The organism is Novosphingobium clariflavum (assembly GCF_026420865.1).
In the GTDB taxonomy this organism is placed as follows: domain Bacteria; phylum Pseudomonadota; class Alphaproteobacteria; order Sphingomonadales; family Sphingomonadaceae; genus Novosphingobium; species Novosphingobium clariflavum.
Genome location: NZ_JAPCWC010000006.1, coordinates 85873 through 111839 on the forward strand (window position 1 = coordinate 85873; position 25967 = coordinate 111839).

At 65.8% G+C, this 25967-nt stretch carries 21 protein-coding genes; 15 read left to right on the forward strand and 6 right to left on the reverse strand.

The features are described 5' to 3' along the window. Positions 1-8 precede the first annotated feature (8 nt). Positions 9-797: a molybdate ABC transporter substrate-binding protein gene (gene modA / locus OKA11_RS10125; RefSeq protein WP_379489276.1), complete on the reverse strand. Its 789-nt coding sequence runs from the start codon at positions 795-797 to the stop codon at positions 9-11. 301 nt (positions 798-1098) lie between these two features. Here modA and OKA11_RS10130 point away from each other — a divergent pair, with 301 nt between their 5' ends. After that, positions 1099-1287: a hypothetical protein gene (locus tag OKA11_RS10130; RefSeq protein WP_142634248.1), complete on the forward strand. Its 189-nt coding sequence runs from the start codon at positions 1099-1101 to the stop codon at positions 1285-1287. Between the two features lie 10 nt (positions 1288-1297). On the opposite strand, the gene OKA11_RS10135 is transcribed toward OKA11_RS10130, so the two are convergent. Continuing rightward, entirely contained in the window at positions 1298-2179 is an 882-nt protein-coding gene (locus OKA11_RS10135; RefSeq protein WP_267220076.1) for an alpha/beta fold hydrolase, read from the reverse strand. A gap of 177 nt (positions 2180-2356) precedes the next feature. On the opposite strand from OKA11_RS10135, the gene trxB reads away from it, so the two are divergent. Beyond that, positions 2357-3325, forward strand: a complete 969-nt coding sequence (gene trxB / locus OKA11_RS10140) for a thioredoxin-disulfide reductase (protein ID WP_267220077.1) — start codon at positions 2357-2359, stop codon at positions 3323-3325. Between the two features lie 73 nt (positions 3326-3398). On the opposite strand, the gene OKA11_RS10145 is transcribed toward trxB, so the two are convergent. From OKA11_RS10145 to OKA11_RS10160, 4 genes are read right to left on the reverse strand one after another with little or no spacing between them, the layout of a single operon-like run. Continuing rightward, positions 3399-4181: a hydrolase 1, exosortase A system-associated gene (locus OKA11_RS10145; RefSeq protein WP_267220078.1), complete on the reverse strand. Its 783-nt coding sequence runs from the start codon at positions 4179-4181 to the stop codon at positions 3399-3401. Beyond that, positions 4178-4852 carry a hypothetical protein gene (locus OKA11_RS10150; protein ID WP_267220079.1) on the reverse strand — a complete coding sequence of 225 codons (675 nt, stop codon included), beginning with the start codon at positions 4850-4852 and terminating at the stop codon, positions 4178-4180. The genes OKA11_RS10145 and OKA11_RS10150 overlap by 4 nt, the downstream gene beginning before the upstream one ends. A gap of 25 nt (positions 4853-4877) precedes the next feature. Further along, entirely contained in the window at positions 4878-5141 is a 264-nt protein-coding gene (locus tag OKA11_RS10155) for a phosphopantetheine-binding protein (protein ID WP_142634238.1), read from the reverse strand. Between the two features lie 39 nt (positions 5142-5180). Continuing rightward, positions 5181-6194, reverse strand: coding sequence for a GNAT family N-acetyltransferase (locus OKA11_RS10160; protein ID WP_267220080.1), 1014 nt, complete (start codon positions 6192-6194; stop codon positions 5181-5183). Between the two features lie 35 nt (positions 6195-6229). Here OKA11_RS10160 and OKA11_RS10165 point away from each other — a divergent pair, with 35 nt between their 5' ends. The 13 genes from OKA11_RS10165 to OKA11_RS10225 all read left to right on the forward strand — a co-directional run bounded on the left by OKA11_RS10165 (position 6230) and on the right by OKA11_RS10225 (position 24995). Beyond that, on the forward strand, positions 6230-7777 hold the full coding sequence (locus tag OKA11_RS10165) for an acyl-CoA ligase (AMP-forming), exosortase A system-associated (protein WP_267220081.1): 1548 nt from the start codon (positions 6230-6232) through the stop codon (positions 7775-7777). Beyond that, positions 7774-9000 carry a pyridoxal-dependent decarboxylase, exosortase A system-associated gene (locus OKA11_RS10170; RefSeq protein WP_267220082.1) on the forward strand — a complete coding sequence of 409 codons (1227 nt, stop codon included), beginning with the start codon at positions 7774-7776 and terminating at the stop codon, positions 8998-9000. The genes OKA11_RS10165 and OKA11_RS10170 overlap by 4 nt, the downstream gene beginning before the upstream one ends. 169 nt (positions 9001-9169) lie before the next feature. Continuing rightward, the gene (locus OKA11_RS10175) at positions 9170-9814 is read left to right on the forward strand and encodes an XrtA/PEP-CTERM system exopolysaccharide export protein (RefSeq protein ID WP_267220083.1); all 645 of its coding nucleotides are present in this window, start codon (positions 9170-9172) and stop codon (positions 9812-9814) included. Positions 9815-9830: 16 nt separating this feature from the next. Next, positions 9831-11351 (forward strand): XrtA system polysaccharide chain length determinant, encoded by a 1521-nt coding sequence (locus OKA11_RS10180; protein WP_267220084.1) that lies wholly within the window; start codon positions 9831-9833, stop codon positions 11349-11351. Positions 11352-11362: 11 nt separating this feature from the next. Continuing rightward, on the forward strand, positions 11363-12472 hold the full coding sequence (locus tag OKA11_RS10185) for a P-loop NTPase family protein (RefSeq protein ID WP_267220085.1): 1110 nt from the start codon (positions 11363-11365) through the stop codon (positions 12470-12472). Then, positions 12469-14187 carry a preprotein translocase subunit YajC gene (locus OKA11_RS10190; RefSeq protein WP_267220086.1) on the forward strand — a complete coding sequence of 573 codons (1719 nt, stop codon included), beginning with the start codon at positions 12469-12471 and terminating at the stop codon, positions 14185-14187. Before OKA11_RS10185 ends, OKA11_RS10190 begins: the two co-directional genes overlap by 4 nt. Positions 14188-14210: 23 nt before the next feature. Continuing rightward, on the forward strand, positions 14211-15449 hold the full coding sequence (locus OKA11_RS10195) for an XrtA/PEP-CTERM system-associated ATPase (protein WP_267220087.1): 1239 nt from the start codon (positions 14211-14213) through the stop codon (positions 15447-15449). Positions 15450-15484: 35 nt separating this feature from the next. Then, positions 15485-16399, forward strand: a complete 915-nt coding sequence (locus OKA11_RS10200; RefSeq protein WP_267220088.1) for an XrtA system polysaccharide deacetylase — start codon at positions 15485-15487, stop codon at positions 16397-16399. Further along, positions 16396-17469, forward strand: coding sequence for a FemAB family XrtA/PEP-CTERM system-associated protein (locus OKA11_RS10205; RefSeq protein WP_267220089.1), 1074 nt, complete (start codon positions 16396-16398; stop codon positions 17467-17469). The genes OKA11_RS10200 and OKA11_RS10205 overlap by 4 nt, the downstream gene beginning before the upstream one ends. Continuing rightward, on the forward strand, positions 17469-18692 hold the full coding sequence (locus OKA11_RS10210) for a TIGR03087 family PEP-CTERM/XrtA system glycosyltransferase (RefSeq protein WP_323748313.1): 1224 nt from the start codon (positions 17469-17471) through the stop codon (positions 18690-18692). The genes OKA11_RS10205 and OKA11_RS10210 overlap by 1 nt, the downstream gene beginning before the upstream one ends. Then, complete coding sequence (xrtA, locus tag OKA11_RS10215) at positions 18682-20241, forward strand: exosortase A (RefSeq protein ID WP_267220091.1); 1560 nt, start codon at positions 18682-18684, stop codon at positions 20239-20241. Before OKA11_RS10210 ends, xrtA begins: the two co-directional genes overlap by 11 nt. An 11-nt stretch (positions 20242-20252) precedes the next feature. Next, the gene (locus tag OKA11_RS10220) at positions 20253-22148 is read left to right on the forward strand and encodes an XrtA/PEP-CTERM system amidotransferase (RefSeq protein WP_267220092.1); all 1896 of its coding nucleotides are present in this window, start codon (positions 20253-20255) and stop codon (positions 22146-22148) included. A 546-nt stretch (positions 22149-22694) separates the two neighbouring features. Further along, the gene (locus OKA11_RS10225; RefSeq protein ID WP_267220093.1) at positions 22695-24995 is read left to right on the forward strand and encodes an EAL domain-containing protein; all 2301 of its coding nucleotides are present in this window, start codon (positions 22695-22697) and stop codon (positions 24993-24995) included. The last annotated feature ends 972 nt before the right edge of the window (positions 24996-25967 follow it).

Consider the following 25967-nt stretch of genomic DNA (forward strand, 5'->3'; position numbering starts at 1 on the left):
CTGGCGGCTTACCGGGTTCCGAAGCCGAAGCGGCGGAACACGGCCTTGCCTTCGGCGGAGAGCAGGTAGCGGCGGAAGCCTTCGGCGTCGCGGTGGCGCGAGGTGGCCAGCAGCGCGACCGGATAACTGATCGGGGCATGCGAACTCGCCGGGAAAGTGCCCGCCACCCGGACGCCCGGATCGGCCCGCGCGTCGGTACCATAGACCACGCCGAGCGGCGCCACGCCGCGCGTCACCAGCGCCAGCGCGGCGCGCACGTTTTCGGCCGGGGCGAGGCGGTCCTTCACCGAATCCCACACCCCAAGCCGTGTCAGCGCCTGCTTCGCGTAGATTCCGGCAGGGACGGCAGCGGGATCGCCGACGGCGAGGCGGCCATTGCCCAGCGCACGGGCGAGCGGGAAACCGGGCTTGACGGTGATGGCCTGCGTGCGGCTGCGCGGGGCGACCAGCACGAGGCTGTTGGTCAGGAACGAGACCCGCGTGCCTTTGCGCAGCAGGCCCCTGGTCTGGACTTCGTCCATCCATGGCTCGTCTGCCGAGACGAACATGTCGGCCGGGGCGCCCGCCTCGATCTGGCGGGCAAGCGCGGAAGAGGCGGCAAAGGAGATGCGCGGGCGCGGGTGGCCCTTGGCGGCCCACCCGTCGGCGGCGGCGGTCATCGCTTCCTGAAGGCTGGCGGCGGCAAGGACGAGCGGGCCTTCGCTCTGGGCCATGGCCGGGCGGCCGATCGCGGTGAGGGCCAGCAGCATGGAAAGAATAAGGGCAAGGAACCGGCGCACGTTCTGGGATCTCCGCATCAAGCTATATCGGGCTGTATATGGTTGTGCCGGCCTTGCCTAGGCAAGGCGGAATGGGTCCTGAGCCCAGGCCTGCGAAACGACCTCTTTCGAAACGCGCAACGACACGATTGTGCGGGCGAAACGATGTGTTATCATGCCCAAAGGAAGCCCCTTGGCTTCCGGCCGCTACGTCAAAAAGGCGAGCGGATGGGGACTGGTGGGAGTGATCTGGGCCTCGTTCGTGCAATCATGCACGAGGCGGGAAAATCGCCAAAAGCGACGGCTCCAATTGCCCCCACGCACGAAAGAGGATGCGTGGATGAAGGTCGCTGACGAGAGAATTATCCGTTTCGAACGCTCCGATCCGGCAGGCGCGGGCTTTGGCGCCGTGCTGGACGGGCAGGCGCGTGAAGGCTTGTCGGGCGGGCACGATGCCCGCTCGCTGATCATCGCGGTTGCGATGTGCGGTGTGTGCTGGCTCGGCCTTGGATATTTCCTGCTGAACTGACGCTCCGCGCTCACCCGCTGGCAAGGAACGCCTTCACGTCGGCCATGAAGCGGTCGAACTGGTCATGGTGCAGCCAGTGTCCGGCATCCTCGTACTCGATCAGCCGGGCGGACGGGAAATGCTCGATCCGCCCATCGGTCGAGGGGCTTTGGGCGAAGCTGTTCTTTCCCCAGAGCATCAGGATCGGGCAGGTGATCGCCTGCCACAGGTCGATCACGTCGCCGGTGGGGATGTCGGCCACCGACCAGACGTTGACGTAGTTGTCGAACTTCCAGCTCCAGGTGCCGTCCTCGTTGCGATTGGTGCCATGGATGGTGAGGTGGCGGGCCTGATCGTCGGTGAGGAAGGAATTTTCCTCCTTCATGCGCTCATAGGCGTCGCGCCGCGTCGCGTATTTGCGCGGGGAGCGACCGGCGGCCTTGCGCTTGTCGTCGATCCACTGGCGCATGCGCAGGCCGACGCCGCGCTCTTCCATCTGCTGGCGGATGTGTTTGGGCGGGCCGAGCCCCTCGATATTGACCAGCTTTTCCACCTTCTCGGGAAAGAGGCCGGTGAAGCGGGTGGCGACATTGCCCCCCAGCGAATGGGCGACGATCGTGACTTTCTCGTGCCCCAGCGTGTGCACCAGTTGCGCGAAGTCGTAGACCATCGCGTCCATGCTGTAATGGCCTTCGGGCGACCACTCGGAATCGCCGTGGCCGCGCAGGTCCGGGCAGATCACGTGCCAGTCGCGCCGCAGCTCCTCGGCCACCCAGTCCCAGCTGCGGCAATGGTCGCGCCCGCCATGCTGGAGGATCAGCGGCGGCGCTTCGGCATTGCCCCAGTCGACATAGTTGAGCCGCAGGCGCTGCGAGACGAAGTGGTTGGAAGTAGGCCCGAGTTGATAGTCCATGCCTCAGCCTGAGCCGCCGCGCGGGGCCCGTCAACCACGGCGAAGCGATGATTTGCGGGGATCAAGTATTTCCATGAGGGCCGGAACGCTTGGCAAACCGGGGGTCTTGGCCCTATCTCGCGCCCCGACGATTTTCACGCATCGCATTCCATGAGATTAAGGCCGGAGGCTTCGTAAATGGCGACCACGCACAAGACCCGCATGCTCATCATCGGTTCCGGCCCCGGCGGCCTGTCCGCCGCGATCTACGGCGCGCGCGCGGGCATGCAGCCGATCGTGGTGCAGGGTCTCCAGCCCGGCGGCCAGCTGACCATCACCACCGATGTCGAGAACTATCCCGGCTTCCGCGAAGTGATCCAGGGCCCCTGGCTGATGCAGGAAATGGAGGCGCAGGCCGTCCATGTCGGCACCCGCATGATGTACGACGTGATCACCTCGGTCGATCTCGAAGGCCCGACCTTCAAGGCGATCGGCGATTCGGGTGATGTCTACGAAGGCGAAACCCTCGTCATCGCCACCGGCGCGCAGGCGCAGTGGCTGGGCGTTCCGGGCGAGCAGGAACTGTCGGGCAAGGGCGTTTCGGCCTGCGCCACGTGCGACGGGTTCTTCTATCGCGGCAAGAAGGTGGTGGTCATCGGCGGCGGCAACACCGCGGTCGAGGAAGCGCTCTACCTCACCAACCACTCCGACGAAGTGACCCTGATCCACCGCCGCGACACGCTGCGCGCCGAGAAGATCCTGCAGGACCGTCTCTTCGCCAATCCGAAGATCAAGGTCGTGTGGAACCAGCGCGTCGAGCGCTTCCTGGACGGCGAGAACGGCGAACTGCGCGCGCTGGCGCTGATCGACACCCAGACCGGCGAGCAGAGCGAGATCCTCACCGACGGCGCCTTCGTCGCCATCGGCCATGCTCCGGCGACCGAACTGTTCAAGGGCAAGCTGCCGATGGACGAAACCGGCTACCTGCTGGTCGAACCCGGCACGCCCAAGACCGAAATCCCGGGCGTCTTCGCCTGCGGCGACGTGATGGACCACACCTACCGCCAGGCGATCACCGCCGCCGGTACTGGCTGCATGGCCGCGCTCGATGCCGAGCGCTACCTCGCCCACCGCGATTTCGCCGAGGCGGCGAAGGTCGAGGCGTAAGAAGTTTAAAAGGGGAAAAGCAGGGGGGTAATGCCCCCTGCGCCCCCATTGCCCGGCTTCGTTCTGCCCTGCGCTATGTGTTGCGCAGCACTTGCAGGGTTTGCTCTGCGAGCCATTGCTGAGCCTGCGGCTCGACATAGCTGTGGGTGGCGTCGGGGCAGGTTTGCAGGCGGGTATCCGCCTTGTTCCAGTTCGCGATGAAAGCGAGGCCGGTGCGGTCTCTTCCGGCGATCAGGAAGCGCACGCTACCTTTGAAATCGGCAATCCCGGCTGCGATCTCCGCCGCCAGTCCCTTTGGGGCACTGGGAGCACGGCGCGCGGCGGCAAACAGGCTGCGTAGCAGCGGGCCGATCGCGACTTTCCCGGTCAGCAGCCGCTTCAAGGCGGCAGGGTCGGCCAGCCTGCGCCGATAGTGGTCGCGCACGACTTCGGCGGGCGCCTCGTCGGCGGCATCCTCGTCGAAGGTCCAGGGGTTGGACAGCACCAGACCGTCCAGACCGGCCCCACCGGCCAGCATCAGCGCACTTGCCGCATCGCAGTTGCCGAGTGCGACCACGCGCGCGACTTGCGGGCACTGGGCGCGAAGGGCTGCCAGCGCGGCGGCCACGTCCGGCGCGCTGGAGCGGAAACCCCGGTTGTCGCCCTCGCTGTCCCCCACGCCGCGCCGGTCGAAACGCAGCACCGGATAGCCCTCGGCGGCGATCCGGGCGGCGAGAAGGGCCTGTCCGTTCCATGCCCCGGCCCGCGTCTCGTTGCCGCCGGACACGATCAGCAGGGCCGTGGTGCCCGGCGCTTCGTCCAGACTGGCCACCAGCTGCGCCCCCTCGCAGACAAAGGTGAAATGCCGCCGGGTCATCCCTGCATCCCCTCGATGAGCAGCGCGGCCAGGGCATCGGCCTGCGTGGCGTCCTCGTCCGGCTCGGCCCGCAGCCAGAGGCCGCTGCCGCCCAGTTGCTCCTGCGTGATGATCGCGACGGCGGGATCGGGCGCAAGAGCGTCCAGATCGCGGAACAGCCCCGGGCCCAGCGCATGACCGGCCAGCACGATGCCATGGTCCTGCGCCGCCCCGGTCAGCGCCTCGCGGTTCTCGTCCTTGCCGGTTTCCCGGCTCGCCAGGATGCGGGCGCGGATCATCGCGCGCAGGATGTTGGCGCCTTTGACGGGGGCATAATGCCATGCGGGCAGACCCGGGGGCGTGAACAGGCAGCCGCCGCGCAGTGCCAGCACATGCGTTGCGCCGAAATGATCGGCCGCCGCCGTCATCGCCGCGCGCCATGTCTCGGCGTCCTGATCGCCAAGTCCGCCCAGGCTTTCGTTGGTGCCGGGAAAGTCGGGCAGGAAGCTATCGACACCGCCCCTGTCGAGCCGGCGCATCACCTCCGCGCAGAACCGCCGCAAGCGGTTTGCCTCGTCGAACAGGGCCGGGACGATCAGCAGCCGCATGGTGCGGCCGGAATCGCAGGCGAGGGCATATTGCTCGCCGGTTCCCCCATGCGGCAAGGGGCAGGGCCAGAGGTGGGGGGTCATCGGTTGATCCCCCCATCAAGTCGGCTCAGGCGGCGGTGCGCTTGGCCTTGGCGAAGTCCAGCAGGCCGCCGAACGTTTCCAGCATCTCGCCGTCGATCTCGTCGTCCTCGATGATGATGTCCAGCCGGTCTTCCAGCTCGGTCAGGAGACCCGCGACGGCCATCGAATCGAGTTCGGGCAGGTGTCCGAACAGGCCGGTATCGGCTTGGAAAGTCTCGGCTTGTCCCTGCTTCAGACCCAGTACATCGGTCAGGATGCGGCGCAGCAGCAGGTCGGTATCGTCTTGCATGGCCCCTCTCTTCGGGCATTGTCTTAACCTTTCGCGCCTCTAGCCGCGCTTCGCGGCTGCGGCAAGGCGGCGCGCGCCATGTTTACCGATAGCCCGCCAGATTCTGGGCCAGTTTCTGGGATCGAGTGGGCGGTAGATGTCCAGCCTGTACCGCGGCCGGACAATTTCCATCCAGTCGCGCTTGTAGGGATCGTCGCCCGTGCCGAAGTCCACGAGGTCGACCTTGTCGATGTCGATGACATGGCGAAACAATGCGGCGCTCAGCACCGATCCGGGCGAGAGCGGCTTGGCGCTTTCGCGGTGGGCGAGCTTGTGAATCCACGCGGTGCCGCCTTCCACGGTCCACATCTGCGCCGCCACGGCCTCACCTCCGGCATATGCGACGCCAAGACGCAGGCGCCCGGCCTTGCCCTCGGCAACGGCAAAGGCGCGCAGGAAGGCCGGACTGCCCTCGGCGACTTTCCAGCTTTCGGCATATATCTCTTCGTAGGCCGACCATGCCGCGGCATCGAAGTGATCGAAGATCGTCGTTGTGACTTTGCCCGACTTGCGTTTCAGCGTCGTGCGCAAAGGGCCGGGGCGCGAGGCGAGATAGTCCTCATAACCGCGCCCACCAACGGCAAGTACATGATTGGAATCACAGGCTTCACGCAAGACGAGCCATCCCGCCTTGCGGAAGGCGCGGGCAAGCACGGTGGCGCTGCCGTCCTCGTCCGGCACGCCTTGTAGCGAGACGCGGTGGGTGGACCGGGCGAGGTCGCGTGCCAGCGCGGTCAGCAACCCCTCGTCGGATAAAATCGGTCGAAAACGGAAGGTATACCAGTTCGATAGAGCGCTTATCTCAGAACGATTCGAGGATAGTGGCAACACCGCGATGTCGCTGACGGTGCGCGCCGTGGCGATCAGCGGGGCAAGGTCGCAGTGTTCGGCCAGCATCGTGAACCACTCCAGCCGGTCGAAAGGTGCGTGCTGGTTGCTCTCGGAAAGCCACAGCGCTAGCTGGCCGTCCGATTGCACTTGCTTAAGATCGCGGTGATAATCGATCTTTACCACGTAGCCATGAACCTCTTGCGGAGCCTTCCCTCGACATGAGCGGCATTGCCGAAAACCCGATCCTGCCGCTCGACCATCTGGCGCTGCGCGGGGCCGATGATGCCCCGGCGCTTGTGTTGCGCGGCGAGACGCTGGACTACAAGGCCTTAAGATCGCGTGTCTCTCGTCTTGCCGCATGGCTGGCGCAGGAAATTCCCGAAAAAGGCGCGCGTGTCGCGACCTGGGCGGCCAAGGGGGAACTGACCTGCCTGATGCCGCTGGCGGCCGCGCGGGCGGGATTGATCCATGTTCCGATCAATCCGCTGCTCAAGCATGCGCAAGTCGCGTATATCCTTGCCGATAGCGGCGCGGTGATGCTGATCGGCACGCCTGCCCGGCTGGCGACGCTGGATGAAGGGGATGTGCCCGATAGTTGCCAGCGTTTCGAGGAAGGTGCCGCACTCGCCGCCGCCCAGGCGCTGGGCGGTGACCTGCCGCCGTCTGCGGCCGATCCCGATGACCTTGTCGCGATCCTCTACACCAGCGGTTCCACCGGGCGGCCCAAGGGCGTGATGCTCAGCCATGCGAACCTCTGGCTGGGTGCCGATGCGGTCCATGACTACCTGGGGCTGGCGGCGGACGATCGGACGCTGGCGGTGATGCCGCTGTCTTTCGATTATGGACAGAACCAGTTGCTCTCGACCTGGCATGCCGGGGGCTGCGTGGTGCCGCTTGACTACCTGATGCCGCGCGACGTCGTGAAGGCGGTGGAGCGCCATGACATCACCACGCTCGGCGCGGTGCCGCCGCTCTGGGTGCAGATCACCGAGGTCGGCTGGCCTGCCGGGACTGCCGCGAAGCTGCGGCGCCTCACCAATACCGGCGGTGCGCTGACGGTGGACCTCGTCCGCCGCATGCGCAGCCTGTTCCCGGACGCGCGCCTTTTCGCGATGTACGGCCTGACCGAGGCGTTCCGCTCGACTTATCTCGATCCCGCCCTGATCGACAGTCATCCGACGTCGATGGGCAAGGAAATTCCCCATGCGGAAGTCCTTGTCATCAATGACTTGGGCGATGTTTCCGAGGATGGGGAAGAAGGCGAGCTGGTGCACTCCGGGCCGCTGGTGGCCAAGGGCTACTGGCAGGACCCGGTGCGCACGGCAGAGCGCTACAAGCCCGCGCCGGCGGCATCGCGCTATGGCGGCATGGCGGTGTGGTCGGGTGACCGGGTGCGCCGAGACGCCGATGGCCTGCTCTATTTCGTCGGGCGCCGTGACGCCATGATCAAGTCGGCGGGCAATCGCATCAGCCCGCAGGAAGTCGAGGAAGCGGCACTGGCCACCGGGCTGGTGGTCGAGGCGGTGGCGCTCGGCCTGCCTGACCCGCGGCTCGGCCAGGCGGTCCACCTCGTCGTGCGCGGGGCTTCGGAAAGTTCAGGAACGGAACAAGATTTGCTGCGCAAGCTCAAGGAAGATTTGCCGAATTTCATGGTGCCCAAGGTCGTCCACTGGCGCGAGGCGATGCCGATCGGCCCCAATGGCAAAATCGACCGCACCGGGCTGGCAGCCGATCTGGCGGCCGAATTGGCGGGAGCGGCTTCGTGAAGCCGCTGGGGCCGATCCCGGCAGGCTACGATGCGATTGGCGGCGTCCTTTCGGTAGGCGGCAGGCCGGTGACCGATTGGGCGGAGCAGGCTGGCGATACGCCCTTGTTTCTCTACAGCGCCGATCTGATCCGCCAGCGGGCGGCGCAGTTGCGTGCGGCCATGCCCGCGCGACTGGCGCTGCACTATGCGGTGAAGGCCAATCCCTTCACGCCGCTGCTTTCGCTGATGAACGGGCTGGTCGACGGCTTCGATATCGCCTCGGGCGGCGAACTGGAGATCCTGCGCGGCGCGGGCATCGACCTCGCCAAAGTCAGCTTTGCCGGGCCGGGCAAGCGCGACCGCGAACTGGAAGCGGCCATCGCCGCCGGGGTGACGCTCAATCTGGAATCCGAAGCCGAAGCGCGGCGGGCTTTCGCCATCGGCGAAAGGCTTGGCCGCACGCCGCGTCTGGCCATTCGCGTGAACCCCGATTTCGACCTCAAGGGGTCCGGCATGAAGATGGGCGGCGGCGCCAAGCCTTTCGGCATCGATGCCGCGCGGGTGCCGGCACTGGTGCGCGAGGTTGCCGCCAGCGGGGCCGAGTGGCGTGGCTTCCATATCTTTGCGGGGTCGCAGGCGCTGGACGGGGCCGCGATTGCCGAAACCCAGGGGCAGGCACTCGACCTTGCCGCGCGGCTGGCGGAGGAAAGCGGTGTGGCTCTGCCGCACTGCAATCTCGGCGGCGGGCTGGGAATTCCCTATTTTCCGGGCGACGTCCCGCTCGATCTTGCGCTGGTGGGCGAACGGCTGGGCGCGCGTTTCGAATCCCTGCCCGACAGCCTGGCCCAGACCGATTTCTGCATCGAACTGGGGCGTTATCTGGTGGGCGAGGCGGGCGTCTACATCGCCCGCGTGATCGACCGGAAGGAAAGCCATGGCGAGATTTTCCTCGTCACCGATGGCGGGCTGCATCACCAACTGGCGGCTTCCGGCAACTTCGGCACCGTGGTGCGGCGCAACTATCCATCCGCCATCGCCACGCGCTTTGGCGCCCCGGTGGAGGAGGAGGCCTCGATCGTCGGCTGCCTCTGTACCCCGCTCGACAAGCTGGCGGACAAAGGCGGTTTCCCGCGCGCCGACGTGGGAGACCTGATCGCGGTGTTCCTTGCGGGAGCTTACGGAGCCAGCGCCAGTCCGGCCACCTTTCTGGGGCAGGGGCCGGCACGGGAAATGCTGGTTTGAAAGCGCGTTAACACAAATGAATGACCTGTCTCATTTTGGGACTTTCGCGGATGCGGGGTAATTTGGCTAACGCAATGTTCACCCTTTTAACCGATAGCGGAGGCTGAATTCTGCCATATCCGCGATCGGGATGCGTCCGGTCGGGAGCTGGTGCTGGAGGGAAGAACCTATGTCGTACCCCCGTTTTGCCCGACTTCTCGGAGGCGCCGCGCTGGCCAGCACGGTGCTCACCGGGTGTGCGGGCGGGGCCTCGCATCCCGAATTGCCTCCCGCGCAGTTCGTGGCGATGCAGGAAGGCCCTGGCGAGGAATACGTGATCGGCCCGCTCGATCAGCTCACGATCTTTGTCTGGCGCAATCCCGAACTCGGCGCGAAAGTGCAGGTGCGGCCCGACGGGCGCATCACCACCCCGCTGATCACCGACATGCCCGCCGTCGGCAAGACGCCGGCGATGCTGGCCGAGGATATCCGCCTCCAGCTCTCGCAGTACATCCAGGATCCGCTCGTCTCGGTGATCGTCGATGGTTTCGCGGGCACGTTCAGCCAGCAGATCCGCGTGGTCGGCGCTACGGAAAAGCCCGCCTCGATCCCCTATCGCGCCAACATGACCGTGCTCGACGCGATGATCGCGGTGGGGGGGCTGTCGGAATACGCGGCCGGAAACCGCGCCAAGCTGATCCGTTTCGACAAGTCCAGCGGCACCCAGAAGGAATATGCCCTGCGGCTCGGCGACTTGCTCAAGAAGGGCGACAGCAAGGCCAACGTGATGTTGAGCCCGGGCGATGTGATCATCATTCCCGAGAGCATGTTCTAAGGAAGGCACGGGGGAGATGAACGGCCTTTACGAAGAACTGATGGGGGCGATCTACAGCGTCTGGCACCGGCGCTGGATCGCGCTGGCCGTTGCCTGGGCGATCTGTCTCGCCGGTTGGCTGGCGGTGGCCCTGATCCCCAACGCCTACGAATCGCAGGCGCGGATCTTCATCCAGCTGGACGATGCCCTGGCCGAGCAGGTCGGCATCGGCGTAGCCGACAAGAAGCGCGACATCGAGCGCATCCGCCAGACCCTGACCAGCGCGGTCAATCTGGAAAAGGTCGTGCGCGGCACCCGCCTCGGCAACACCATCGCCTCGCCCAGCCAGATGGAGCAGGCGGTGCTCCAGCTGGGCAACAAGGTGAAGGTCGTCAGCCAGGAGGACAATCTTTTCGAGATCAGCGCCACGGCTGACTATCGCTCGTTCTCGGACGCCGAAAACGCCAAGTTCTCGCGCGAGATCGCCCAGAAGATGATCGACATCTTCCGCGAGGAAAACCTCTCGGGCGACAAGGGCGACATGGTCGAGACGATCAGTTTCGTGAACCAGCAGCTGCGCCAGCGCGAGAAGGAACTGGAAAGCGCCGAACAGCGCCGCACCGCCTTCGAGGCGCAGCATCCCGAACTGGCGCAAGGCGGCGTGGCGGTGGTGCAGCGGCTCGATGCCTCGCGCACCCAGCTGCGCGACGTCGAGGCCGATCTCATCGCCGCGCAGAGCGCGCTGGCGGCCATGGACGGACAGCTCTCCAGCATCCCGCGCACGATCCCGGGGGCAGGCGGCGGCGGTGCCGCAGCGGCGCTGGCGCGGGCCCAGACGGACCTCGCCTCGATGCGGGCGCGGGGGCTGACCGACAATCACCCCGACGTCATCGCCGCGCGCAACCAGATTGCCGCGCTCAGGGGACCGGCGGCGCAAGAGGCGGCCAGCGGCAGCGGCACGCCGAACCCGGCCTACAGCTCGCTCCAGTCGATCCGGGCCGAGCGCCAGGCCTCGGTGCAGGCGCTGCTCGCCCGCAAGGCCGGGCTCCAGTCCGACATCGCCTCGCTGACGGCATCGGCGATCCAGGACCCGGAACTGGCCACCGAGGCGCAGCGCATCAACCGCGATTACGACGTGCTCAAGGACCAGTACGACAAGCTCCTGCAGGACCGCGAGGAACTGCGCCTGCGCGGCGAAGTGAAGACCGGGCGCGAGGCGGTGAAGTTCCAGGTCGTCGATCCGCCGACGAGCCCGCGCAAGCCGGTGGCGCCCAACCGCCCGCTGCTGCTGCTGGGCGTGCTGATCGCCGGTATCGGTGGCGGCTGCGTGGCGGCCTTTGCGCTCGGCAAGGTGCGTTCGGTGTTCGCCACCAGCGCGGGCCTCGAAAAGGCGACCGGACTGCCGGTGCTCGGCGCGATCTCGCAGCACATGACCGATAGCGCGCGCGCCTTGCGCTGGCGCGGTATCAAGCTGTTCTGCGGTGCCGGCGCGGCGCTTTGCGGTCTTTTTGTTGTCCTGCTCGCGGTGGAGTTCATCCAGCGCGGCACGGTGACGTAAGGTACGTGACGATGACCGACCAGAGCAGCGTTGCCCGGAGCACCCCCATCATGGCCGACGACACCGAACCCAAGCCGCGCCCCCGCGAGTCCTTGCTCGAGCGGGCGGCAGGCCGCTTCGATTTCGCGCGCGTGACGCCGCCGGTGGTTCCTCCCGTGGCGGCGCCGGTCGCTGGCCCGGAGCCTCGCCCGGAGCCTAGCGCCGCCGTTGCGCCGGTAACCAGGCCGCTGGCGGACTTGCCTGCCTCGGATATTCCCGAACCCGCCGCAATTCCCGAACCCGCCCCAGTTCCCGAACCCGCAGAGCCGCTCATGGCGCCGCCGCCCGAGGCCGCGCCGTTCGCTCGTCCGCTTGCCGATGCCCGATTGCTTCCGGTGGTCTTTTCCGGTCCCCGCCACCCGGTGGATCGCGAGCATTTGCGCGCGCAGGGGCTGATCGAGCCGGAAGGCGCGGTAAGCGCGCTCCTCGAAGAGTTCCGTATCGTCAAGCGTCGGTTGCTGGTCCAGGCCGCCGACCTGCGCCGCCAGAACGCCGGTCCCGCGGCCCAGCGCATCCTGATCGGCTCGCCGCATCCGGGCGAGGGCAAGACCTACTGCGCGCTCAACCTTGCGCTGGCAATCGCGGCGGAGAAGGAAAGCGAGGTGCTGCTGGTCGATGCCGACTTCGCCAAGCCCTCGATCCTCTCGGCGCTGGGGCTGCCGGGCGGCCCGGGCCTGATGGACGCCCTGATGGACGAGAGCATCGACGTCGCCGACTGCGTGCTGGGCACCGACGTGCCCGGTCTCTGGGTGCTGCCCGCGGGCGATACCACCGTCAACGACAGCGAATATCTGTCCTCCTCGCGCGCGGCGGAAGTGCTGAACCGGCTGACCGAGGGCACCACGCGCCGCATCGTCATCTTCGATTCCCCGCCGGCGCTGGCCGCATCGCCCGCCGCCGAACTGGCCAAGCATGTCGGCCAGGCGGTCGTGATCGTGCGGGCGGACCGCACCGGGCAGGGCGCCATCGACGATGCGGTGTCGCTGCTGGCGGCCTGTCCCAACGTGCAACTGCTGCTGAACGGCGCGCAGTTCAGCCCGAGCGGACGACGTTTCGGTGCCTACTACGGGTATAGCGGATGAAGCCTGTCCATGTTCTCTCCTGCCTGGCCGGTGTGCTGGGGGCGGCGCTGCTGGCGCCCTCGGGCGGCGCGGCGCAGACGATCGGTTACGATGCGACCGCGGCGGGCGGTGGCGCAAGCGCCGAGGGCGATGCCGTGTCCGACAAGGCATCGCGCCGCAGCGGGAACGGCAAGAAGGGCGGGCGCCGTCTGGAAGTCACGCCCTACATCGAAGTCGACCAGGTCGTCACCGCCGAGCTTTCGCCGGGCAATGACGTGCTGACCTGGACGCAGCTTTCGGTCGGCGCCGATGCCAGCATTTCGGGGCGCAACAACGCGCTGTCGGCCTCGGTCCGCTACCAGAAGCAGATCGGCTGGGGCAAGGCGCGGGACGGGGACATCATCAGCGGCGTCGCGCGCGGCTATACCACGCTGCTGCCCGGCCTGACGCTGGAGGCGGGGGCGCTCGCCACCCAGTCGCGTGTCGGGAACGACGGTTCGGCCCTGTCCGGCGGCCTCGTGCCCGGCTCCTCGCGCACCAACATCTATTCGCTCTACGGCGGCCCTTCGTACCAAACGCGCGCGGGCGACATCGATCTCAAGGCGAACTACCTGCTCGGCTATACCCAGGTGGAGCAGCCCAATGCCTACGTGGTCGCACCCGGCAGCGATGCCGCCGACATCTTCGACCACAGCGTGTCGCAGATGGCGAATGTCGAGGCGGGGGTGAAGCCGCATGTGGTGGCCCCGGTCGGGCTCGGCGTCGGCGGCAGCTTCTATCAGGAAGACGTCTCCAACCTCGACCAGCGCGTGCGCGACCTGCAGGGGCGGGCCATGGTCACGGTGCCGGTCAGCCGCACCGTGCAGGTGGTCGGCGCGCTGGGGTACGAGGATGTCGAGGTGTCCAGCCGCGACGTCCAGCGCGATGCCGCCGGCAACCCGGTGATCGGCAGCAACGGCCGTTACAAGACCGACAAGAGCGCGCCGCGCGAACTGGCCTACGACGTCAGCGGCCTGCTGTGGGATGCGGCGGTGATGTGGCGGCCGAGCCCGCGCACGTCGCTTTCGGCCCATTTCGGGCGACGGTACGGCGGCACGGCCTATGGCGGCACGCTGGCCTGGGCGCCCAACGACCGCAGCAGCCTGAGCCTTGCGGTCTACAACAACCTTTCGGCCTTCGGCGGCCAGCTCAACCGGACGCTCGATTCGCTGCCGGACGATTTCACGGTGGTGACCGATCCGGTGACGGGGGACCTGCGCGGCTGCGTGTCCTCGATCGATGGCAGCAATTGCCTTTCCGGCGCGCTGGGCTCGGTGCGTTCGGCGGTGTTCCGCTCGCGCGGGTTCGCGGCGAGCTATGCCACGCGGATCGGCCGTCTCGATGCCGGGATCGGCCTCGGTTACGATCGGCGCAGCTATATTGCCCGGGAGGATTCCATCCTCGCCGCCGCCAACGGCGTGGTCGACGAGAACTGGTGGCTGAGCGCCTACCTGTCCGGCCGCCTCGGCCGCGAGGCGGGCTGGTCGACGAGTGTCTATGCCAACCTGCTGTCCAGCAACGACCCGCTGACCGGCGACAGCATGGGCTATGGCGCCAGCCTCTCGTATTATCGGATGCTTGCGCGGCGATTGCGCGCTACTCTGGCCGTGAGCATCGACGGATCGAGCCGCGATGACGCCTTGATCGACGATTACTGGACCGCATCGGCCCTCGCCGGGCTGCGGTACAGTTTTTAAGAATTTCGCGGGAGAACAGCGAAATGTTCGAAGACTTCTACGGGCTCAGGGCGAGGCCTTTCCAACTCACCCCCGATCCGGCGTTCTATTTCGAGAGCGCGACGCACCGCAAGGCGCTGTCCTACCTGGGCTACGGTCTGGCGCAGGGTGAGGGCTTCGTGGTCATCACCGGCGAAGTCGGTGCGGGCAAGTCGACACTGGTCGCGCACCTGATGGCGACCATCGATCCCGCGCGCCTCACGGCGGCGCTGGTCGTGACCAGCGCGCTCGACGGCGAGCAGATCGTCCATGTCGGCGCGCAGGCCTTCGGGCTGGCGGTCGAAGGCCATGACAAGGCCTCCGCGCTCGGCGCGATCGAGAGTTTCCTCCACGCCGAGGCGCGCGCCGGACGGCGCTGCCTGCTGATCGTCGACGAGGCGCAGAACCTCTCGGTCGCCGCGATCGAGGAACTGCGCATGCTGTCCAACTTCCAGCTTGGCGCGCATCCGCTGCTGCAGACCCTGCTGCTGGGCCAGCCCGAGTTCCGCCAGTTGCTGCTTGAAAGCGACCAGCTCGAACAGCTGCGCCAACGCGTGATCGCGACCCATCACCTGACCGCGATGACCGCCGAGGAAGTGCGCGGCTATATCGAGCATCGCCTTGCCTGCGCCGGATGGCAAGGCAGCCCGAGCTTCGACGAGGCGGTCCACGCCCGCATCCATGCCGCCACCGGCGGCATCCCGCGCCGGATCAACCAGGTGCTGAACCGCCTGCTGCTGCTCGGCGCGGTCGAACAGCGTTCGCGGATCGAGGTGGCGATGCTGGAGGAAGTGCTGGGCGAACTGGATGACGACGGCGCGATCGCGCTGGTCGCTCCCCAGGCCAGGGCGGCGCAACCGCTTCAGCCGGTGCCGGTCGCTACCGTAGCCGAACAGGTGGCACAGGCGCCCGCCGGCGCCGACCCTGATGCGACGGCGGCAGCGGCGGCGGCAGCAATGATCGAGGCGGCACTGGCGCACCGCGATGCCCAGATCGACGAATTGCAGCAGGCGGTGCTGGAAGTCGCGGCGTCTGCCGAACATGCGCGCCGGGTTGCATCCGAAAGCGGCGCTTCGGCGCACGACGGGGCGCTGGCCAGCGCGCTGCAGGAGCAGCTTGTCGATGCCCGGGCGCACATCGCCCGCCTTGAAGCGCGGATCGAGGAGCAGGAGGCCACGCTGCGCCACATGCTGACGATGCTGATCGAATGGTTCGAGGGCGGCGAGCAACGCGCCGCCGCCTGACGGCACCCGAGAACAGAGCACACGGAGTGCGAGACATGACGGACACGCGGCCGGTCGAGGCGCGCACGGTCAGTGCGCTTACGGTCGATGCGCTTACGGTCAATGCGCTTACGGTCGATGTCGAGGACTGGTTTCAGGTCGGTGCCTTCGAGACCGTGATCGACCGCGCGGACTGGCCTTCGCTGCCCTGCCGCGTCGAGCGTAACTGCGAGGAGATTCTCGCGCTCTTTGCCGAGGCGGGCGTCGTCGGCACGTTCTTCACGCTGGGCTGGATCGCCGAGCGCCATCCGGCGGTCGTGCGGCGCATCGTCGAGGCCGGGCACGAGATCGCCAGCCATGGCTGGGATCATGAGCGCGTGTTCCGCATGGACGCGCGCCGCTTCGGGGAAGACCTGTCGCGCGCGCGGCGCACCATCGAGGATGCGGCGGGCGCGGCGGTCACCGGTTACCGCGCGCCGAGCTTTTCCATCGACGCGCGCACGCCCTGGGCTTTCGATGTGCTGGCCGAGCAGGGCTACCGCTATTCCTCCAGCGTCGCGCCGGTCGTCCACGATCATTACGGCTGGCGCGAGGCGCCGCGCTTTGCGTTCCATCCGCTCCCCGGCCGCGACTTCGTCGAAATCCCGGTGACCACGGCGCTGTTCGCCGGGCGCCGACTGGCGGCGGGCGGCGGCGGTTTCTTCCGGGTGCTGCCTTACGGTTTTTCGCGCTGGGCGATCCGGCAGGTGAACGGCGAGGGGCGCCCGGCGATCTTCTATTTTCACCCCTGGGAAATTGATCCCGGCCAGCCGCGCGTGGACCAGGCGCCGCTGCGCTCGCGGCTGCGCCACTATACCAATCTCGGCGTGATGGCCGACAAGCTGCGGCGGCTGGTGGGGGAATTCCGCTGGGGCCGGATGGACGAACTGGCCGCGCGTGAAGCCCTGCGGGCGACGGCGCTGGCCGCATGAACGCGCCCTTCGTGCTGCCAGGCAGCATGCGCCTGCTCGATCTGGACGATCCCGGCGAACTGGCGCGGATCGAGGGCTTTCTCGCCCGGCACCATGGCGCGTCTGCGTTTCACCGGCCCTGCTGGTTCGTCTCGGTGGCCCGCGCCACCGGCAATCGCGCGCTGGCTCTGGTGCAGCAACGCGGGGACGAGATCGTTGCTTTCCTGCCGCTCGATGCCATCCATTCGCCGGTCTTCGGACGCCTGCTCGCCTCCAGCGGCTTTGCCGTGGGCGGCGGCCTGCTGACCACGCCGGACGCCGACGAGGGGGCCGTCTTCGCGGCGCTGGAGGAACTGGCGCTGCGCCTCTCGTGCCCGTCGATCGAACTGCGCGGCGGCGTGCTGCCCGAAGCCCGCGGCGGATGGTCGCTCAAGCGCGAAAGCCACTGCAACTTCGCGCGCGCGCTGGCGGCGGATGACGAGGCCGAATTGCTCGCCATTCCCCGCAAGCAGCGGGCGGAAGTGCGCAAGGGCCTGGCGGGCGATCTGCAGGTCGAGACCGGCTGCGGCGAGCGGGACCGGGCGGCGCACTATGCTGTCTTCGCTGAAAGCTATCGCAATCTCGGCACTCCGGTATTCCCGCGGGCGCTGCTTGATTCTGTGATCGACGGTTTTGGAGACGATGCCGACATTCTCACCGTGCGCCATGGCGGCGAACCGGTGGCCAGCGTCATCACGCTCTATCATCGCGGCGCTGCAATGCCCTACTGGGGCGGGGGCACCCATGCCGCACGGGGGCTGCGCGCCAACGACCGCATGTATTTCGAACTCATGCGCCACGCCCGCGGGCGCGGCTGCAGTCATTTCGATTTCGGCCGCTCGAAAACCGGCAGCGGGGCCTATCATTTCAAGCGCAACTGGGGCTTCGAACCCGAGCCGTTGAGCTACGCCACCTGGACCGCCCCCGGGGCGAGGACGCGTGATGCCGATCCGACCAGTGCCGGGCTCTCGTTGCAGATCAAGGTCTGGCAAAAATTGCCGCTCGCGGTGGCCAATCGGTTAGGGCCGCTGATCGCCCGCGGGATCGGATGATGGAAATCCTGTTCCTCGCTCACCGTATCCCGTTTCCGCCCGATCGCGGCGACAAGATTCGCTCCCATCACGTGCTTAGGTGCCTTTCAGCCATGGCTCAGGTGCATCTAGGTTGCTTTGCGGATGACCCCGAAGACCGCGCCTGCGAAGGCGATCTGGCGGCCATGGCGACCAGCCACCTGTTGCTCGAACGCCGCAAATCCCTGCCGGTCGCGGGGCTTGAGGCGTTGGCCGGCGGGCTGCCGATCAGCGTCACCGCGTTTCGCGACCATCGCATGACGCGCTGGGTGGAAAAGACCCTCCGCGAGCGTCCGATCACTGCTATCTATCTGTTTTCCGGGCAGATGGGGCAATATGTGCCCGATGATTTTTCCGGCCGGGTGATCGCCGATCTGGTCGATGTCGATTCGGCCAAGTTCGAGGCCTATGGCGCCGCGGGACGGGGTTTCCGGGCCTGGATGGAGCGGCGTGAAGGCCGCCTGCTGCGTGCCGAGGAAAGCCGGATCGCCCGTCGTTCCCACACCACGCTACTGGTCAGCGAAGCCGAGGCGGCGCTGTTCCGCCAGCGCCTCGATGATCTGCAATGCGCGGTCGCTGCACTGGGCAACGGGATCGACAGCGCGTTCTACGATCCCGCCGTGGTCATACCGGAGCCGGAGATGGCGGGCTGGCCCGCACCGCGCCTCGTGTTTACCGGACAGATGGACTACGCGCCCAATATCGCCGCCGCAGAGCGGGCGATCGGGCGGATCATGCCATTGGTTCGGAAACGTTTTCCCGGTGCGAGCTTTCATGTGGTCGGCCGCAATCCCCCGGCGTCGCTGACCCGGCATGACGGACGGGACGGCATCCGCATCTGGGGGCGTGTCGCTGACGTGCGGCCTTTCCTGGCCGCCGCCGACATGGCGCTGGTGCCGCTCGAAATCGCGCGCGGCGTGCAGAACAAGGTGCTCGAGGCGATGAGCATGGGCTTGCCGGTAGTGCTGTCGCCGGGGGCCGCCACGGGTATCGCGGCGCAGGATGGCCGCGAATTTCTGGTTGGAACCGACGATGCTGCCCTTGCGGAAGCGATCTGCGCGCTGGCCGCTGCGCCGTCGCGGGCACGCAGCATTGGTCTTGCGGCGCGAGGGTGGATCGACGCCCACGCCGGCTGGCCCGCCGCGCTTGCAGGGCTTCCCGCGCTACTGGGCTTGAGCAAGCCGGGCATCAGCGATGCCGCCTGAGTCGATGCCGCTCGAAAATCGTTCCTTCCTGCAGGCAATACCCGCCCCATGGCGCAAGGCGCTCCTGCGGTTGGCCGCGTCATGGCTGGCGCTGCTGGCGGTCTTTCACGCCGATTGGACCGCGATGGCCCGTCAGTGGTGGGAGATATCGACCTACAATCATGTTCTGCTGATCCTGCCGATCATTGGCTGGCTGGTCTGGCAGCGGCGCGGCGAACTCGCGCTGTTGACGCCTTCGTGCTGGTGGCCGGGCCTGCTTTTCGTGGCAGGAGCTGCCTTCGTGTGGCTGCTGGGCGGCATTTCGGGGCTCGACCTGGCGCGGCAGGCGGGGGCGGTAGCGCTCTTGGGGGCGGTCGTTCCCCTGCTGCTGGGGCCGCAAGTGATGGCGGGGCTGCTGTTTCCACTCTGTTACATGGCGCTCCTCGTTCCTTTCGGCGAGGAACTTGTCGAAGTGCTGCAAACGGTGACAGCCAAGATCACCGTTGCACTGACCCATTTTTCGGGCGTTCCGGCCCAGATCGACGGAGTTTTCATCGATACTCCGGCAGGCCTGTTCGAAGTGGCCGAGGCCTGCTCGGGCGTTAAGTTCCTGATCGCGATGTTTGCTTTTGGGGCGCTGGCCGCGAATGTGTGCTTCGTTCGCTGGCGCCGGCGTCTGGTGTTCATGGCCGCCTGTATTGTCGTGCCGATCCTTGCCAACGGCGCGCGGGCATGGGGAACGATCTATGCCGCGCAGTTCGTTGGCGTCCAGAAAGCCGCGGGTTTTGACCATATCGTCTATGGCTGGATATTCTTCGCGCTGGTGCTTGCTGCGGTGATCGCCGGAGGCTGGCGTTTCTTCGATCGGCCGCTCGACGTGCCGATGATCGATGCCGCGCGCATCGCGGCAAGTCCGTTCCTGTCCCGCATGGCGACCGCGACGATCGCCGCGACAGGCGCTTTGCTTGGTCTGGCTGCTCTGATCGGTGCGGTCCTGTGGTGGGCGGTAACGGCAGAGCGGTTGGCGGCGCCACTGCCTGCGGCCATAGACCTGCCTGAAGTTCCCGGATGGCACCGGGTCGATTATGCCCCGACGATCTGGTGGGAGCCGCGTGCGGGCGGCGCGGGCCACCGCCTGTTGGGACGCTATGCCGATGAGAGCGGGCATGCCGTGGACGTCTTCTATGCGCTTTATGCCGGGCAGGGCGAGGGGCGGGAGGCTGGCGGTTTCGGGGAGGGGGCGCTCATGCCATCCAGTCCCTGGGCCTGGCAGGGCAAAGGGCCGGACTTCGCGGATGCGCGCAGCGAGCGCCTGCTGGGACATGGCGAGGTCGAGCGACTGGCGGTGACGTGGTATCGCACCGGCCCGGTGACGACCGGGAGCAACTCGCGCCTTAAGCTGGCGGTAATCGCCGACCATCTCCTGCTGCGGGCGCGTCCGACTGCCATGCTCATCGTTTCCGCAGAAGAAGGCCATCATGGTCCTCGTGCTGCGGACGCGATTGGCCGGTTCCTTGCCGCGACGGGTTCCCCGGGGCGCTGGATGGACCGCACTGCCAAGCTCCGCTAGGCACAGCGCTTATGTGCGGAATAGCCGGTATCTACCATCTCGAAACGCCCAAGCCGGTCGATCCGGCGCGGGTCGAGGCCCTGTGTGACGCGATAGCCCATCGCGGGCCGGACGGGCAGGGGGTATGGACCGCACCCGGCGTGGCGCTTGGCCATCGCCGGCTGTCGATCATCGACCTTGAAGGATCTCCCCAGCCGATGGCCTCGCTCGACGGCAGGGCGATGCTGACATTCAACGGCGAGATCTACAATTTCCGGGAATTGCGCCGCGAATTGGCAGGCTATGGGGCGCGCTTCCGTACCGAAGGGGATAGCGAGGTCATTCTCGCGGCGTGGCAGCGCTGGGGCCCCGAGTGCGTCACACGCCTCCACGGCATGTTCGCCTTCGCCATTTATGATCTGGACGCTCGCACGCTGTTCCTGGCGCGCGACCGGCTGGGTGTGAAGCCGCTCCATTATGCATCGCTGAGCGATGGGAGCCTGGTCTTCGGTTCGGAACTGAAGTCCTTGCTGGCGCATCCGCTGCTGCGGCGCGAGGTCGATCCGCTGGCGGTCGAGGACTACCTTGCCTGGGGCCACGTGCCCGACACGCGCGCGATCCTCAAGGGCGTCTCCAAGTTGCCGGCCGGGCACTCGCTGTTGCTGCGCCATGGTGCCCCGGTGCCGAAGCCCGTGCAGTGGTGGGACGTTTCGTTTGCCGAGCGCCGCAAGGGCAGCGTCGCCGACCTGGAAGCCGAATTGCTCTACCTGATGCGCGAGGCCGTCACGTCGCGCATGGTGGCCGATGTACCGCTGGGCGCGTTCCTTTCGGGCGGGGTGGACAGTTCCAGCGTGGTGGCGCTGATGGCGGAAGTCAGCGCCCGTCCGGTGAGAACCTGCTCGATCGGTTTTGATGTCGCGGCGCTGGACGAGAGTTCCTATGCCGAAGACGTGGCCCGCAGGTTTGCCACCGATCATGTGTCGCGGCGGGTCTCGCCGGATGATTTCACGGCGATCGACCGTCTTGCCGCGATGTTCGACGAACCTTTCGCCGACGCATCAGCCTTGCCGACCTGGCGGGTCTGCCAGCTTGCACGCGAATCGGTGACCGTTGCCCTCTCGGGAGACGGGGCAGACGAGGCTTTTGCCGGTTACCGCAGGCACGTGTTCCAGCACAGCGAGGATCGGGTGCGGGCGCTGCTTCCACAGGGCCTGCGCGGTCCCGTGTTCGGCGCGCTCGGACGGGCTTGGCCGAAGGCGGATTGGGCACCGCGGCCACTGCGGGCCAAGGCTACGCTTCTCTCGCTCGCTGCTGACAGCGCTACCGGATACGCGCGCGCCATCGGTGTCACGCCGCCGGAACTGCGCGAAACGCTCTATTCCGAGACGTTTCATCGTCTGCGGGGCGACTATCGTGCCGAGGACGGGGTGACGCAACTCATGCGAGAAGCACCTGCGCGGTCCGGGCTGGACCGCGCGCAGTATGCGGATCTCAAGCACTGGTTGCCCGGCGATATCCTGACCAAGGTCGACCGTACGAGCATGGCAGTCGGGTTGGAAGCGCGCGAGCCGTTGCTGGACCACCGCCTCATCGAATTTGCCGCGAGCCTGCCCGAAGCGATGCGCGTACAAGGGGGGCAGGGCAAGTGGCTGATGAAGCGGACGATGCGCCGCGTGCTTCCCGATCCTATTCTTTATCGTCCCAAACAGGGGTTCGTAACGCCGATCGCGCAATGGCTACGCGGACCTTTGGCGGGAGCGGCCCGCGATATTGCCACCAGTGCGACACTCACCCGCACAGGATGGTTCGATTCTCGGCGTATTTCTGAACTTACAGAAGCGCATATCGGTGGAGTTTCGGACCATTCGAGACTGCTGTGGCAACTTCTGATGCTGGATAAGTCCCTGGCAGGTTTGGGAATCGCCTAGGCCGTAAACTCATAAACGGCACCATCGAGGTTTGAAGCAAAATGATTCAGCGTGAGGAAGGAAGGCGACGGAATATGTCGATATTTCTAGGCTTCCTGACGCAGCGATGGACCATTTTGGGCAAGCGAAGCTTACCGCAAGGTAAACCCCGAAGGGGCGTCCAAATGGCTTACATCTCGAACCGAAGCGGCCTTGGACGGGCAACCAGCCCGCCCGGCGGCCGATTCGGCCCGAGTTGTTCGCCATTTGGGCGCCTCGATGGTGCCGTTTATGAGTTTACGGCCTGGATGATGCGCCTGCGAAGCAATGCCTTGGGGATGCACACTCTGCGGACAGTTGCGTGGTGGATGCTATCATGCATCGTCACCAATCATCGTGAACGTAGATTAACCTAACCTATTCTTAGGATCTTCGGCTTAGGTCGAGTGTCCAGGCCTCATCACGGGACGTGCATGAAGACAGTAGGTCGCCAATGTCGGACGCAACAGCGCGTATGTCTCGCGCCTCGCGAAACCGTGCGCGATGCTGCCATGGGTGAGAACACCGATGGCTGACTTGTTCGCGCGCTTAGCCAAGATCTGGAAAAGTCCTCGCTTCAGGATCGTTTTCTGGGCGGCGTTCACCGGCGTGCTGTTTGGCGTCACAGAAGTCGGGTTGCCGTTGGAGGACATCGCCGTCAACGGACGCACGATGTTGCGCAGCCATCCATCCGATGGCCAGATCGTGATCGTCCTGCAGGACGAGCGGACACTCCAGGAACTGGGGACTTACGATATCACCCGCGGACAGGATGCGACGACCGTGCGCAACCTCTTTGCGAGCGGTGCCAAGCGCGTGTTTTTCGATCGGACGCTGGCCTACATCAATGAGGATAAGGGCACGAACGCCTTTATCGACACCCTCAAGGCCAATCAGGGCAGGATCTTTCTGGGGGCCTTGCCCAGCAGCGACGGTGCCCATGGCAATTATGCCGGCATGGTCCCGGCAGCGGCCTTCCGGGCGAACGTCGATGTCGTGTCCCTGCTGGCGCTCAACCACCCGTTCAATCTCAGCATGAGCCTTCCGTTCGCTTCGGACAGCCCGATCGGCAAGATCCCGGGATTGGCGGCCAGGATTGCCGGCGTGTCCGGTTCGATCGATCGCGTGTTCCGCCCCGACTATTCGATCGATCATACGACGATACCCACGGTAAGCTACGTCGATGTCATGAAGGGGCGTGCCGATCCGCGGATCGTGCGCGGCAAGGATGTCATCATCGCGCCAAGCGCGGACGTCTATCACGACATTCATCCGCTGCCCACGCAGGGTTATACGCCAGGGGCGTTTTTCCATGCGATTGCGGCGGAGACGCTGAAGCACGGTGTCCCGCTGGAATTGGGATGGCTTCCTGCGTTTCTGCTGGTGTTGGTCGTGATCATTACCGGCGTTGGCCGCGGGCGTTCGCTGGATGTCTATCGCTTCACCGGACTTGTGGCCATTCTTGTGGCCGCGCCGCTGGCGCTCGACGGGCTGCGCATTCAGATCGACATCGTTCCCGCCATAGCGATGGCGGCAGTGGCGGTCTTCCGGATGCGCCATCTCGACAAGGTGGAAGTCGCGGGCGAAACCAATGCAGGTTCCGGCCTGCCGAGCGTGCAGGTGCTGCGCAAGTATGACGCCGTTTCGAGCCGCATCCTGGTGGCGCTCAAGATCCGCAACTATTCGGCGATCATCGGCAGTTTCGCCGGCGAGGTCGAGGCCCAGATCGCGCACGAAATCGTCCGGCGCATCCGCATCAGCGACAGCCAGGTGGTGGTCTATCACGAAGGCGGAATGTTCCTCTGGCTGTCGACCATCCGCAGCACCTTCGACCTTTTCGAGAATCTCGAAGGCCTCCACCGCATCGTTCAGAACGGCATTCAGGTCGGCGGGCTCGACATTGACCTGTCGTTCAACTGCGGCATTGATTCCGAGTTCGACCGCCCGGTGTCGAGCCGTGTCGCCAGTGCCATGCAGTCGGCCGAGGAGGCGGTTCGCAACGATGAGCTCGTCTACAAGTACGACAGCCACAAGCACGAGGCCCGTTGGGAAATCTCGTTGCTGACCCAACTCGACCGCGCCATCGACAATGGCGAGGTATGGGTCGCGTATCAGCCCAAGCTGGATGTCGCGTCCAATCGCGTGACCGGTGCCGAGGCACTGGTTCGCTGGACGCATCCCGAACGCGGGCCGATCAGCCCGGACAAGTTCATTCGCATCGCTGAGGAATTCCACCGGATCGAGCGTATCACGCGCTTTGTTGTCAACGATGCCGTTCGTGCCGCCGTCGAGCTTCGCCGTCAGGGCCTCGAACTCTCGATGTCGGTCAACATTTCGGCGCAGCTGCTGCGTAATCCGGGCTTGCCGGGCATGATCCTCGAGATTCTTGCCGTCCATGGGCTTGAGCCGGAGAAGCTCACGCTGGAGATCACGGAGACCGATCGTCTCGATCGCAGTTCGCGGACGTTCCAGATGTTGCAGAAGCTTGTCCAGGCGGGGCTGCGGCTCTCGATTGACGATTTCGGAACCGGTAACGCGACGATTGACTACCTGCGCTACCTGCCTGCTACGGAAGTCAAGATCGACAAGGTCTTCGTCCAGGCGATGGAGGCAAACAAGGAGGACCTCCTGCTGGTGCAGTCGATCGTCGAGATGGCGCACTCGCAGGACCGCACTGTTGTCGCCGAAGGCGTGGAAACCCTTGCCGCTCTCGAGATTCTCAAGGGCATGAACTGCGACACCATCCAGGGATACTACGTCTGTCGTCCCGTCCCATTCCGGGATTTGCTGGCGGAAATCAAGGAGCGGGAAGCGAGGCGAACTGGTTAAAAAAGTCTTGATGACCCTTTAACCTATTGTTATCCATTGTGTCAGCCGCGAAACAGCGGTGGTTCACATGGGGTAACTACAATGACCAAGGGTCTTTACAGCTGGTACTGGGGCGGCCTCGGCGGCCGTTAATCCTTTAAGTACTTTGCGGCGTTTCACGGTCATGGCCGTGAAACGCCGTAACTGAATCAATAAAAATTGACGGAATTCTGGGATATTTTGAGGGCTTGTCCTTCCTCCTATCTCATGATCACCACCTTCAGGCAGCGCCCTCCTAGACGGATCGGGCGCTTTAATTTTGCCTGGGCCTGAGGTGATGAATGCGTCAGGCAAGCGTTTTCCCGGCCAGCACGTAAAGGGTCTGGGGGAGAATCGTTAACCGCAGGGAAGCAGCGTTAACCCCATTGAAGCGCGGAGACGCTTCCCGAAGGGTGGACCGGCAGGGGCGTTTCAATATTTTAACGAATTGGTTGAGGGGAATGCGCTGCTTGGCGCGATGCCATCTCGGCGGCCAATCGGTAGCGTGTTTACGCTGACATGAAATTGGCGATTGTCGAAGGAGACGCCAGGCTGCGATGTCGCGGGCAGGGGCCAATGAGGCCGTCAGGATGGTTGCCGAACTGCGAGACTCTGAGGCAGCGCACCGATTGCGAGTAGGATCGGACCTGTTCTTGGCGCCAGAGTGACTTCCGCAGTCTGACGGAAAAGCACGCCATCCCCTTCTCGGCATGCGGGGCGATTACGCTTCTCGCGCAAACCGGAAGGCGTGGCTAGAGCAGTTTCCGATCCGACTGCATCGGATCAACCACTCTAAGACTTTGGTTTTACGCGTTTTCCGAGTCACCAGGTAATTCCACCTGATTAGAAAACGCTCTAACCGCCTGCCTGACTATCTTGCGTATATACGGGTGGGAGTAACGCCCCTTCATCGATGGTGCCGCTACCTTGCTGGCGCGACGTCAGCACAATGCC

Excerpts from the sequence above, each read along its gene's own strand:
- modA (WP_379489276.1), bottom strand. The coding sequence starts at position 797 with ATGCGGAGATCCCAGAACGTGCGCCGGTTCCTTGCCCTTATTCTTTCC.
- OKA11_RS10130 (WP_142634248.1), top strand. The coding sequence starts at position 1,099 with ATGAAGGTCGCTGACGAGAGAATTATCCGTTTCGAACGCTCCGATCCG.
- OKA11_RS10135 (WP_267220076.1), bottom strand. The coding sequence starts at position 2,179 with ATGGACTATCAACTCGGGCCTACTTCCAACCACTTCGTCTCGCAGCGC.
- trxB (WP_267220077.1), top strand. The coding sequence starts at position 2,357 with ATGGCGACCACGCACAAGACCCGCATGCTCATCATCGGTTCCGGCCCC.
- OKA11_RS10145 (WP_267220078.1), bottom strand. The coding sequence starts at position 4,181 with ATGACCCGGCGGCATTTCACCTTTGTCTGCGAGGGGGCGCAGCTGGTG.
- OKA11_RS10150 (WP_267220079.1), bottom strand. The coding sequence starts at position 4,852 with ATGACCCCCCACCTCTGGCCCTGCCCCTTGCCGCATGGGGGAACCGGC.
- OKA11_RS10155 (WP_142634238.1), bottom strand. The coding sequence starts at position 5,141 with ATGCAAGACGATACCGACCTGCTGCTGCGCCGCATCCTGACCGATGTA.
- OKA11_RS10165 (WP_267220081.1), top strand. The coding sequence starts at position 6,230 with ATGAGCGGCATTGCCGAAAACCCGATCCTGCCGCTCGACCATCTGGCG.
- OKA11_RS10175 (WP_267220083.1), top strand. The coding sequence starts at position 9,170 with ATGTCGTACCCCCGTTTTGCCCGACTTCTCGGAGGCGCCGCGCTGGCC.
- OKA11_RS10180 (WP_267220084.1), top strand. The coding sequence starts at position 9,831 with ATGAACGGCCTTTACGAAGAACTGATGGGGGCGATCTACAGCGTCTGG.
- OKA11_RS10185 (WP_267220085.1), top strand. The coding sequence starts at position 11,363 with ATGACCGACCAGAGCAGCGTTGCCCGGAGCACCCCCATCATGGCCGAC.
- OKA11_RS10190 (WP_267220086.1), top strand. The coding sequence starts at position 12,469 with ATGAAGCCTGTCCATGTTCTCTCCTGCCTGGCCGGTGTGCTGGGGGCG.
- OKA11_RS10195 (WP_267220087.1), top strand. The coding sequence starts at position 14,211 with ATGTTCGAAGACTTCTACGGGCTCAGGGCGAGGCCTTTCCAACTCACC.
- OKA11_RS10200 (WP_267220088.1), top strand. The coding sequence starts at position 15,485 with ATGACGGACACGCGGCCGGTCGAGGCGCGCACGGTCAGTGCGCTTACG.
- OKA11_RS10205 (WP_267220089.1), top strand. The coding sequence starts at position 16,396 with ATGAACGCGCCCTTCGTGCTGCCAGGCAGCATGCGCCTGCTCGATCTG.
- OKA11_RS10210 (WP_323748313.1), top strand. The coding sequence starts at position 17,469 with ATGGAAATCCTGTTCCTCGCTCACCGTATCCCGTTTCCGCCCGATCGC.
- xrtA (WP_267220091.1), top strand. The coding sequence starts at position 18,682 with ATGCCGCCTGAGTCGATGCCGCTCGAAAATCGTTCCTTCCTGCAGGCA.
- OKA11_RS10220 (WP_267220092.1), top strand. The coding sequence starts at position 20,253 with ATGTGCGGAATAGCCGGTATCTACCATCTCGAAACGCCCAAGCCGGTC.
- OKA11_RS10225 (WP_267220093.1), top strand. The coding sequence starts at position 22,695 with ATGGCTGACTTGTTCGCGCGCTTAGCCAAGATCTGGAAAAGTCCTCGC.